The sequence below is a fragment of the Pontibacter deserti genome (assembly GCF_023630255.1).
Lineage (GTDB): Bacteria > Bacteroidota > Bacteroidia > Cytophagales > Hymenobacteraceae > Pontibacter > Pontibacter deserti.
Genome location: NZ_JALPRS010000001.1, coordinates 1,997,755 through 2,009,466 on the forward strand (window position 1 = coordinate 1,997,755; position 11,712 = coordinate 2,009,466).

Below are 11,712 nucleotides of genomic sequence, written 5' to 3' on the forward strand. Positions count from 1 at the left end.
TGAGCTGTTTCAGAAACAAAATGGGTAAAAGACCCCAGCTCAATTACCGTTCTAACACCTTACTACAATAAAACTGTGATGCTTTATAAACTCACGCTCAAAAACTGTGAAAAAACCGTAGTGGTAGATGACCACACTTACGAGTACATTCAGAAAAATGCATATCTGCAGCAGATCGAATTCCTGAAGCACCTGCGCATCCACTCTAACGGCTATGCCTTCTTCCAGAAGAACTGGCCGCTAAAGAATGGCAAGTACCGCAACGAAACGATTTACCTGCATAAACTTATCGGCGAACAGCTCCTGGAGAAGCAGGAAAGCAACATTAAGCTGTACGTGCACTTCAAAAACGGCAACAAATTAGACTGCCGTCGCGAGAACCTGGAGTGGGCACCGCTTTGCAAAATTGTGCGTAACACCACCAAAACCGAGAATAAACTTGGCGTACGTGGTGTGCACAAAGAAGCCCAAAAGTACAGAGCCATCATCCACCATAACAAGCAGCGTATCAACCTTGGTACTTTCGAGACTCTGCAGGAAGCCGCCATGGCCTACAGCAGAAAATCGGAAGAGCTGTTTGGTAAAACTAAAAGTTTAAAAACACTCTCTAAGTTTGTGGAAGAAGTAAATTAACTTCTTATACTTGCGTCTGCAGCTAAAACCGCTGCACTATAGAGTGAATGAAAACAACAACAGAACTTAGCGAACTGCTGAGACGGCACACTACTGCCTTTGCCCCGGTTATCGACACCGACCTGCAAAGCAATGTAGTGTGCCGTCTTGATTTTACGGCTGAAAACACGCTGCTGCAGCAAACCGATTTAGTTGATACTGCGACTTTTAACGAAGCGGTTAACCAGATGCTAGCCGAGCAAAATGCTATAGTTGGCGTAGGTGGTTATTTTGAAGACCGGTCTATTTACAGACGCAGCTCACACTTCGATGCCGCTGCCGAAAGTCGCAACCTGCACTTAGGCATTGATATCTGGATGGAAGCCGGAACGCCGGTTTATACACCGTTGGATGCTACAGTGCATAGTTTCCAGGACAACAATAACTTCGGAGATTACGGCCCAACTATAATTCTGCAGCACGAACTGGAAGGCGTTACTTTTTATACTTTGTATGGCCACCTGAGCCGCAAATCGCTGGAAGGCCTGGAAGTTGGAAAGACGCTTAAGAAAGGCGACAGAATAGCCTGGCTTGGCAACTACCCGGAGAACGGCGACTGGCCACCGCACCTGCACTTTCAAATAATGGCAACTATGGAAGGCCGGTCAGGAGATTTCCCGGGTGTAGCTGCAGCATCTGATAGAGCGCATTTTGAGCAAATCTGCCCGAATCCGAATCTTATACTTCAGTGCCCGTTGCTGCCGATGTAGAATCACAGACGCTAGCAGGAGCTGCGCACGCTGCTAGGTCTTAAACTATAAAACAGAAAAGCCATACTTGCGGTATGGCTTTTCTGTTTTATAGTTGGTTATACTTTAATCAAACTTAATAGCTTTTACCGGTTTAATGCGGGCTACCATGGCGGCAGGTATAAGTATAGCCAGCATCGTCATGGCAAGGGTAATGATATTTAGCACAACTATAATCCCAAAATTCCAGCTGATCGGCACAGTATCCATGTAATAGTTTTCCGGGTCTAACGGGATGAACTTAAAGTAGTACTGCAACGCGCAAAACCCGAGTCCAACTATATTTCCCCAAAGCATCCCGCGAAGTGTTAAATGCAGTCCACGGAAGTAGAAAACCTTACGTATCTGCGCGTCGGTTGCTCCCACTGCTTTCAGTACTCCGATCATGTTTATCCGTTCGATGATCATGATAAATACAGTAGAAACCATGTTGAAGGTGGCTACAAAAATGATAAGTACCAGGAAAATGACTACGTTCTTGCGGAGCAGTTTCAGCCAGTCGAAAAGCTGGGCGTGGCGATCCGTTATCTTTTCTAGTTGCAGGTCGTAATTCATTTTCTCGAACACCCGGTCTGCTACCTGGTCAATCTTCTCAAAATCATTGATCATGATCTCCATTCCACCTGAAATAGAGTCCGGCCAGTTGTTCAGCTCCCGGATCAGCTTTATATCACCGATCACAAACACTTCATCAAACTCCTCCAGGCCTGTATTAAAAATACCGGCTATTTTTAGTTTGCGCGCGCGCGGTGGGTTCTGTATAAAATAGAAAATAGCTTCATCACCTACTTTTAAGCGTAGCTTCTCGGCTACACGCCGACTCAGCATTACTTCTTTAGATGATGCGGTATCGTTGTATGCCAGCAGCTGCCCATCATCAAGGTTATGCTTCATCGCGCTCAGATCGTAGTCTTTGCCCACTCCTTTCAGCACAACGCCCAGCACCTCTTCTTCCGATTTTACGATAGCCGTTTTGCGGGCAAATGCCTGTATTTGTTTTATACCTGGTATAGAGTCTGCTTCCGTAAGGCCGATGGCATTGCTGATGGGAGCTCCTTCGTAAGAATTGTTGGTATCGTATTTGTTAATTTGCAGGTGCGCACCAAAGCTGAAGATCTTGTCACGGATCTCGTTACGGAAGCCTTCCAGTATTGCGAACGACACAATCATGATGGCGATGCCGGCAGCTATACTTATAATTGCTATTTTTGTAACCGACGCCGTAAACGAACCGGATTTAACTTCTGAGATCTTCTCGGATATGTACTTGGATATGTTCACGCGTTAAAACAGGATAAACTGCCTTAAAGATAGGTATGAAATTTGAATTCTCCCCTATTACGATGATACAGCCAATTGTTATACTTTTTACTTCGTTGCTGGCTTTAAGTAGCTGCGCCCCAAAGCAGGCTCCTGAAGCTCCGCAACAGCCAGCTGTAGTTGATGCTATGCCACCTACCCCTGAAGTAAAGCCATTACAAACCGGAGCCGAGCAACTGGATTTATACTTACCTAAACTGCAGGGCAAGCGTGTAGGCATGGTGATAAATCAGACATCTATAGTTAGCAAAACCCATTTGGTTGATACGTTGTTGAGTCGAGGCGTAAAGATCACAACCATCTTTGCACCCGAGCATGGCTTCCGTGGCGAAGCCGATGCAGGTGCTTATGTGAAAGATGCTAAAGACACCAAAACTGGTCTACCTATTGTTTCGCTGTATGGTAAAAACAAAAAACCGTCTGCAGAGCAATTGCAAAGTATAGATGTGCTGGTTTTTGATATCCAGGATGTGGGCGCGCGCTTTTATACTTACATCAGCACGATGCATTACGTAATGGAAGTCGCCGCTGAGCAAAACAAGGAAGTACTTATACTTGACAGACCAAACCCAAATGGTAGTTATGTAGATGGTCCGGTACTGGAGCCGGCGCATAGATCCTTTGTAGGTATGCACCCAATTCCAATCGTTCACGGACTTACAGTTGGCGAACTGGCACAAATGATAAACAGCGAAAAGTGGCTGGAAGGTCAGCGACAGGCTAAAATTACAGTTATACCTGTTGCCAACTATACACACAGCACACCTTATACCCTGCCGGTTAAGCCATCACCTAACCTGCCAAACCAACAAGCCATTATACTTTACCCATCGCTTTGCTTGTTCGAAGGCACAAATGTTAGTGTGGGACGTGGCACGCCAACACCGTTCCAGGTTATTGGCAGCCCAAACTATACTTTTAAGGATTTTTCGTTTACGCCTGTTAGTACGCCCGGTGCTACCGAACCGCCTTACAAAAACCAGGTGTGCTATGGCAAAAACTTAACCGACCCAGCTGCAGCACAACCATTTACGCTGTCTTACCTGATCGACTTTTACAAAAATTCTACTGAACAGGATAAATTCTTCAACAACTTTTTCGAGAAGCTGGCTGGTACTTCTGAACTAAGAAAGCAAATTATTGCCGGAAAAACTGAAGCCGAGATACGCGCCAGCTGGGAGCCTGCTTTATCGAACTATAAAACCTTACGCAAAAAATACCTGCTCTACCCCGACGCAGAATAACACTATGCCGAAAGACTTACGCATCATTTTTATGGGTACTCCCGATTTTGCGGTACCCACTTTACAGATATTAGTTGAACACAACTATAAGGTAGTTGCTGTAGTTACCGCCCCCGATAAACCAGCCGGCCGCGGTCAGAAAATTCAGCAGTCTCCGGTAAAGGAATATGCTGTTTCGCAGAACATTCCGGTGTTACAACCAACTAACTTAAAGTCTGAGGTTTTCCTTGAAGAGTTGCGCAGCTACAAAGCTGATCTGCAGATTATAGTTGCTTTCCGGATGTTACCAGAAGTGGTTTGGAATATGCCGCCGCTGGGCTCTTTCAACATTCATGGGTCGTTGCTGCCGCAGTACCGTGGCGCCGCCCCTATCAACTGGGCGATCATCAACGGCGAAAAGGAAACCGGTGTTACTTCTTTTTTCCTTAAACATGAGATCGATACCGGCGACCTGTTGCTGCAAACAAGAGTACCTATACTTGAGGAAGATGATTTTGGTTCGATGTATGAAAAGCTGAAGTATGAAGGCGCAAAGCTGGCGTTACAAACGGTACAGGCTATAGAGCAGGACAATGTAAAGCCGATGCCGCAGCCGGAATCCGGAGAGTTGAAACATGCACCGAAGATATTTAAAGAAACCTGCGAGATAAACTGGAATCAACCGGCAGAACAGGTTTGTAATTTTGTGCGTGGCCTTTCCCCTTACCCAACCGCCTGGACTAAATTAGGCGATAAAACTTTCAAGATATTTAAAGTACAGGCACTGGAAAACGCAGGATATGATGGAGCCCCGGGCACTGTTTATACAGACAATAAGACGTTTGTGCACGTAAAAACTGCCGACACAGCCGTAGCTATACTTGACCTGCAGATGGAAGGCAAAAAACGCATGCCGCTGGCCGACCTGTTACGTGGCTATACTTTTAACCTGTAAGATATGATTGCTATAGTTGTAGCCGTTGCCGAAAATAATGTGATTGGGAAAGATAACCAGCTGATCTGGTACCTGCCCGCTGACCTTCGGTTTTTCAAGAACCTGACCATGGGCCACCCGATTATAATGGGTCGCAAAACTTATGAGTCTATTGGAAAGCCACTGCCGGGTCGTACGACGGTTATTATCACACGCCAGCAGGATTTTGAAGCACCAGGCTGTATAGTTGTAAACTCCATTGACGAGGCCATTGCCGAAGCTCATAAGCTGGACCAGGACATTTATATTATCGGTGGTGCCGAGATCTACAAACAAGCTTTAGCTAAAACAGATACTATTTACCTGACGCGCGTGCACCATACTTTTGACGGTGATACTTTTTTTCCGGAAATAAATGAAAGTGATTGGGAAGTAGCATCTGAGGACAAGCATGAGCCTGACGAGAAGAACAAGTGTAGCTATAGTTTTATTACACTAAAGCGAAAGGCATAAAATATAAAGGAGCAACTTTAAAGCTGCTCCTTTATATTTTATAGTGGCTATACTTAGCGAAGTATGTAGATTTTACCGTAGCCGTTCTTAAAGGCTTTATCACCAAATTTCTGCTTGTGTTTCATCTCTTCTGCTCCGCGGCTAATCACAACACGGTATAGGTATACACCATTAGCCAGCTTGTCGCCATACATATCCGTACCATCCCAGGCATATTCCGTTTTATTGTTTCCGATACGCAGCGGCCCCAGTTCTTCTTTCATGATCTCTTTTACTACTTTACCGGTTACTGTCAGTATCTGGATCTTGATGTGATCCGGAATGGTAGTACCGGTAAGCGTAAATATAAAATTGGTTTTGGTTGAGAACGGGTTCGGGAATGGATAGAAGTTAGTTATAGTTGCCTCATTTTCTACTTCAAACCCAATCCGGTAAGGCGAAATACCTGACTGCTTTCCAGCTACGTCTTTCGCACGAACTTCCATTGTATACCGGCCATTTTCCAGACGTTTCGGCTTGAATTCAACTCTGAAATCGTTTTTCTCTGTTGCCTGGTAAATTTCTAAATGGTCTATATCTGCAGATGTCTTCTCAAGGGAAATTTCCTTCTCACCTCCATTTTCGTCAAGTAAAACCACCGACATACCAGATGCATCTTCCAGGAAAGCCTGCTTGTTTTCATCTTTAACAGTTACACTGATCATTGGGCTTGGTGAGATCAGTTCGCCATCCATAATATGCACGCCATCAAATGCAACATCCATTATCGGGTGTAACTTAGTTTTTACTTTGAAAGGGACAACATAAATGTTGTTGAAATAGTGTTGCTCCGGCTGCAGACGCGGGTTTACATAAACACTCACTCTATAGTTGCCATCCAGTGCTGTAGTATTCAGCTCATAATTAAAGTTAACAGTAGCATTGCCCGCAAGTGCTGCCAGCTTTAGTCGCTTCTGGATAGGTTGTATACCATCGCCGGTCACTGTTACATCTACTGCCAGTGAATCGCGGAAGGCGAACGGCGTAATATTCTGGAAAGCCATTGGCAACGTAATCTTTCCTCTGTTTGCCTGCTCAGTAAGTATAGCTTCGCTAACCTGTACCAGGTCCGGCCTGATCACACCTTCAGGAGCTGCCTCATAGAATACCATCCACTGATCCAGTTGTGGTGCAGAGCGGTCTGTAGCATCTGACAGCGTAGCCTGTAACTGTAAATGCGGATAAACAGCAGCGTCAATATGAGACAGGTCAAAGCTTTTGGAGGTCACATCTTCTGCGAGCACAGCAGGAACACCTTCCGTATTAACTCCTATCAGGCGCAAAGTATAATCGTCGTTTCCGGCTTTATAACGCTCTATATTATGGTGCAGGGTTCCCCAGCTTAATGCCGGTCCGATCAATGATGATGTAATTTCGCCTGAGGCTTGGTTAGAACGTAATGTTACCCGTAATGCTACCTCTTGTTGGGTAGGTACTATTCCACCTGTTGTTGCAGTTGCCTCATGCATGGTGCCTGGCGTGGCTCCTTTCTTACCCAGTAAAGCATAAGGGTAACCGTTTTTCAGGTTATCGATCATTCCGGCACCTATACTCTTAAAGGCCGCTTTCTGACTAGCCGTAAAACTTTCGAAAGGTACTTTGTTTATACTTACCACCGCCACATAATACCCTTCAGGTACCTGGTTGAGGAAGGCCTCAACGTTAGCCCTTACAGTGGCATTGTTCATGTCCCTGAACTGGTACAGGTAATCGTAGCCATTACACGGTGTTGCAAAATTAAGGCCTCGCACCAGTTCCAGCGTCTTATCATTGATCACCACCATGTACAACCTCGATAAAGTGCTGCTCTCAGGATAATCGCAGGATACGCTCAGCAGGTGCTTATCATTGAGGAATATACCGTAAGGCGGGTTTGTATAACGAAGATCTCCACCACGTGTTTTAATAGAAACATCGGCAACACCGGGTATAAATTTAAAGTGAGGGGTGCTTTCATTGATCAATACCTTATTGCCGGTAATGTCCTTAAACTGCCCGGCGTGGCTCTGTGACCAGCCTGATTTGGTTCCGTTTATTACTCTGAAGGAGCTAGTGGCATATAAGGTATCCTCTCCGGCTTCGTAGTGCTGAAAACGTGCCCGCCAGTAATACACTGTACTATCAGGTAAGTTGCCTAAGGTTGCTACATCTACATCCCAGGTAGGTAATATAGAATTGGCAGTTGTAAAAGACCTCTTAAGATTGCTGTTAAAAGCATCCGTTGTATCTACTTCCAAGTAAAAACCTTGCCTGTTTTCAGCAAGCTTTGTGGTTTGCACCACCACCTTTACATTTTTACTGTTTACTATACTAAAGTTAGCAGGTGCAATGGCAGTTAAACCATTTGCAGGGAAGTAATGCTGGAAAGTGGCCACGTTATTCGTCTCATCCAGTTCATCCACAGCCTGATCCCCATCCAGCATTACCTCAAAGGTATTCATACCTAAAGCAGCGATATCTTTGTTACTTAAAGGTATAGTAATACTACCCTTCTTCAGGATTGGGGCTACTTTTAGCTTTACAGGATCAAGTACGGTATTATCAGCCAGCGTACGTTTTACCGAAATCGTAACGGAGTCTGTAATGGCTTTACCAAAGTTGTTGACTCCCAGCGTTACATTAAAACTTTCTACATCAGCGGTTACTATACTTCCCGGCACTGCACTTACCACATCAGATTCGCTCTCAATGGCAGCATAGTCAGGTTTGGAAGGATTGTAAATTCTGATAGCCGGGTCGCCCTGCAGCACCATTTCCATCGCCATAGCGGTCGCCAAGTCGCTGGACGAAGTTTGCAGTACATTTTTTATTGTTTTCTGCTGTACCTCGCCTATCGTTTTACCATAATATTCAGGGTCCTGAAAGGCGGTATGATAGAAGTTGGAACTATAAATATTAAGGAAACCTGGATAACCTGCCTCGGCATGGGCTATAAAAGCAATGGCACCTTTATCCGGGGTATTTATCCAGTCTTCGCCAAACGATCTGTTGTTGGGTATAAATGAATCGCCGGAGTTACAGCCATTCATCAAAATCACAGGATATTTGTCTTTATTGTTATACCCGTTAATTGCGCTGGATACATAGCCTATATCCAAATCGGTTACACCCGGAGAGCTATGGCCAAAGAAAGTAAGTAGCGAAAGGCCGGCATTTACTTCGTTGGCAACATTTATACTTTCTACTACTTCACTTACATTCTGTCTGTATTTTTCAATAACATTTGCACCTAAGAACGGACCTTCTGCTATCTGTTTATAGTTTCTCAGGTACCCGGCTATCTGGTTGATTTCAGAAATGTTACTGCCACCACCTAACTGAAGTATATTTTTTCGCCATGGCAATCCTTCAGGCAAGGCTTCATAGGCAATTACTTTATTAAGGTAATTGATGATATCTTCTGGTTTTGTAGCAGCCAACCTGCCCGTCGACATAGAAGGCACATAGGAGTTCTGTTCGAAGTCGGCTGTAAAAAACACATCAGAAACCGGAGCTAATCCAGTAGGTACCAGATCAACCTCATGAACCTTGTTAAAGCGCGCGCCTATATGATAGTAGCTATACTTACCGCCATAGATGTTGATATACTCCGGTGAGCCATACTTTACACCTTTGCCTATTATAAACAGGTGTTTCGGCCGCTCCGATTTCTTCATATACTTCATCATTCGGCGTATACCATTCACAGAGTATTCGCCATAATGAAACTGATCTATGACCTGGTCCATATGTACCAGCAACGTATCATAACCGCCGCCCGCCTGAGAAGCCCTGTAAGCAGCAAATTGTTCCGGTGCACGAAATTCAGTTCCTGCTACCTTCTTCATCAGTCGCCTGTTTGTAACTATAATATAGTTATGTGCCTCAGGTGTTATTTGCCTGAAGCGGATGTTCTTTTCGCGTCGGGTTGGTTTCCAGGGCTTAGCAGCATTTGCTACTAAAATTTTACGGGTAGTTGCGTTACCATCTATTACAAAGCCTTTACCGGAGCCTGCAACACTTCCTTCAATCCTGATCGGATTATAAGGGTCGGTTACATCATAGGCTATACTTGCAGCCGGTGCGCCTGCCAACTCATAATAAGGAGCAGCGCCACGGGTAGAGTCTGTATAAAATATAAGTTGATTTTGTGTGGCCGGAAAACTGGTACGTTGCGGGTATATAACTTTTGCATACCCGAAACTTACCTGGTTCTGTGTATAGTTAGGATCCGGGAGGTCAGGTACGGTTTGTATAGTGATCTGGCCTGAGGAAGAAATATCCGTAAACTCCAGCGTCGCATTGCCTTTCGCAAAATTATCTCCAAAAACCTGGAAACGACTTAGCTGCTTTGCTGTACTACCTACCAATAGGTTTACAACAAAATCGTGCATGATCTGATTTGATGTACCCACCAGGTACTCCAGACGTGGTTTCGGGCCTGTATTAACAACGTTGGTTAAAATGCCGGCACCGCTGGTAGTATAGGACTTTGGATAACGGGAGGAATTAGAATAATAACCTTCTCCTTCATCCAGCCACGGCATTCTGTTTTCGCCATATGCCTTACCAAGGTAATACCGGTCTGTATTTAAGAATAATGCCTGTTGTAAATGGTATGGTTCCGGTGTTTTACCAGCCACTGCCGGATTATTCTGGCGCATGCGCTTTCCGGGTGTGGCCGCTACAGTCAGAAAATAAGAAGCTGTATCGGTATATAGGCTGTATAGTTGATGAGGCTGATGTGTTGGGTTCTTGTATAACTCTTTGTCAAGGGCGCCATCGTTTCGTTCGCCAAAAAACTCCAGGTAATCCTGTGCATCAAGGCGCCCGTCCTGCTGGCCGGCAACATAAACAGCTACTTCTTTTCCTCTCCTGAACAGTTGCAGGTTCTGCGGATTTATAGCTCCCAGCCCAAGGCTATCCAGGTAACCATAGCTCAGGCGGTGCAACCCTGTATTTGTTACTTTTAATTTATGGTATGTCTGCTGATAATTAATCCATTCGTTGCCGTAGGTACTTTGTGCCTGCACCGTAATAGTGGCAACTCCTATCAAAAGGAAGAACAGGAAGCAGATGCGTTTAATAATAGTAGCGATACGCATAGTTCAATACCTTATTTAAAAGAATAGCCCATCGATATTATAATAGAAGAAGTGTTGGCATTAGAGATGGAGTTTTTCTCTCTGTCGCTCATGCGCGAAAGTGCCAGGTCCAGGTGGAAGCCATTTGATAAAAAGCCCACGCCAAAATTCGGTTGCACCTGTGTTGCAGTGCTGCCATCAAAACGGGTTGTTTGCTGGTAATTGCTTAACCCGCCTCGCACAAATACAGATTTAGCATAAACAAGTTCCACCCCTACATGCGGATCCACAGATACAACATCAGACTTAAGCAGCACATTACGCTTACCATCAAAAGTAAAATCTATGTCTGTTGAAAGGAGTGCAGAGAATTTATCATTGATCTGGAAATTTCTTCCGACCCCAACTATAACACGCGGCAAGGTAAGTTCAGCTGTATTTTCAGGCAGGTCGTTCCCAGTTTGCTCATAGGCATCTTCCAGTTCTTCAACGTTGTGGGTCCAGGCAGTAAAGGTGGTGGTAATATCTTTCGCCATTACACCAAATTGCCATTCGTCACGCTGTAACTGTGCGCCTGCATCTATGCCAAACCCCCAAGCATTTGCAAAATCACCAACATTGCGGTAAATAATCTTAGCACTGGCTCCTAACTGTAGTCCTTGTATAAGATTGCTGTGCCGCGCATAGGATAATAGTACGGCATAATCGGCTACTGAGAAAAACTTTATACTATCGTACTGGATATGGCCGAACTCATTCTGCAGGCGGCGGGTATCTGCAATATCATCTACGCCAAGCCTGATTATAGAAACAGCCAGTGCGCTGTTTGTATCAATAGGCATGGCAAAGCTTCCGAAATCGTTTTTAGCTATACCTGCAAATAATTCGGAGTGCATCAGCGCTATGTTATACTTATCAGGCAGGCGCAGCAAACCAGCAGGGTTCCAGTAGCCGGAAGTAGCATCGGTGGTAATGGCAGACTGTACATTACCCATACCCAGGGCACGTGCACCTACACCTATATTAAGAAACTCATTGCTATACTTGGGAGCAGTTACCTGGGCCTCTACGGTAAAACAGGACGCAAGAAACAACACTACCAGCAGGCACTTAAGAGTAAAATTGTGCATAGACAAAACAAATTGTTTGCAAACTTAACCAGATCAGCCGGATAAAGCCGGATGGGAAGCAATATTACC

8 protein-coding genes are annotated in these 11,712 nt (G+C 44.9%); 5 read left to right on the plus strand and 3 right to left on the minus strand.

The window, feature by feature from the left end:
* Window positions 1–78: 78 nt before the first annotated feature.
* Window positions 79–633 (plus strand): HNH endonuclease, encoded by a 555-nt coding sequence (locus MJ612_RS08675; protein WP_187033103.1) that lies wholly within the window; start codon window positions 79–81, stop codon window positions 631–633.
* A 47-nt stretch (window positions 634–680) separates the two neighbouring features.
* Window positions 681–1,382, plus strand: a complete 702-nt coding sequence (locus MJ612_RS08680; RefSeq protein ID WP_187033104.1) for a peptidoglycan DD-metalloendopeptidase family protein — start codon at window positions 681–683, stop codon at window positions 1,380–1,382.
* A gap of 105 nt (window positions 1,383–1,487) precedes the next feature.
* On the opposite strand, the gene MJ612_RS18405 is transcribed toward MJ612_RS08680, so the two are convergent.
* Entirely contained in the window at window positions 1,488–2,702 is a 1,215-nt protein-coding gene (locus MJ612_RS18405) for an ABC transporter permease (protein ID WP_187033105.1), read from the minus strand.
* Between the two features lie 35 nt (window positions 2,703–2,737).
* Here MJ612_RS18405 and MJ612_RS08690 point away from each other — a divergent pair, with 35 nt between their 5' ends.
* From MJ612_RS08690 to MJ612_RS08700, 3 genes are read left to right on the plus strand one after another with little or no spacing between them, the layout of a single operon-like run.
* On the plus strand, window positions 2,738–3,985 hold the full coding sequence (locus tag MJ612_RS08690; RefSeq protein ID WP_394802021.1) for an exo-beta-N-acetylmuramidase NamZ family protein: 1,248 nt from the start codon (window positions 2,738–2,740) through the stop codon (window positions 3,983–3,985).
* A 4-nt stretch (window positions 3,986–3,989) separates the two neighbouring features.
* Entirely contained in the window at window positions 3,990–4,919 is a 930-nt protein-coding gene (fmt, locus tag MJ612_RS08695; RefSeq protein WP_187033106.1) for a methionyl-tRNA formyltransferase, read from the plus strand.
* Between the two features lie 3 nt (window positions 4,920–4,922).
* The gene (locus MJ612_RS08700; protein WP_187033107.1) at window positions 4,923–5,411 is read left to right on the plus strand and encodes a dihydrofolate reductase; all 489 of its coding nucleotides are present in this window, start codon (window positions 4,923–4,925) and stop codon (window positions 5,409–5,411) included.
* A 53-nt stretch (window positions 5,412–5,464) separates the two neighbouring features.
* Here MJ612_RS08700 and porU2 read toward each other — a convergent pair whose 3' ends face one another.
* Window positions 5,465–10,534, minus strand: a complete 5,070-nt coding sequence (gene porU2 / locus MJ612_RS08705; RefSeq protein ID WP_187033108.1) for a putative type IX secretion system sortase PorU2 — start codon at window positions 10,532–10,534, stop codon at window positions 5,465–5,467.
* An 11-nt stretch (window positions 10,535–10,545) separates the two neighbouring features.
* Window positions 10,546–11,643, minus strand: a complete 1,098-nt coding sequence (locus MJ612_RS08710) for a putative type IX sorting system protein PorV2 (protein ID WP_187033109.1) — start codon at window positions 11,641–11,643, stop codon at window positions 10,546–10,548.
* Window positions 11,644–11,712: the final 69 nt, after the last annotated feature.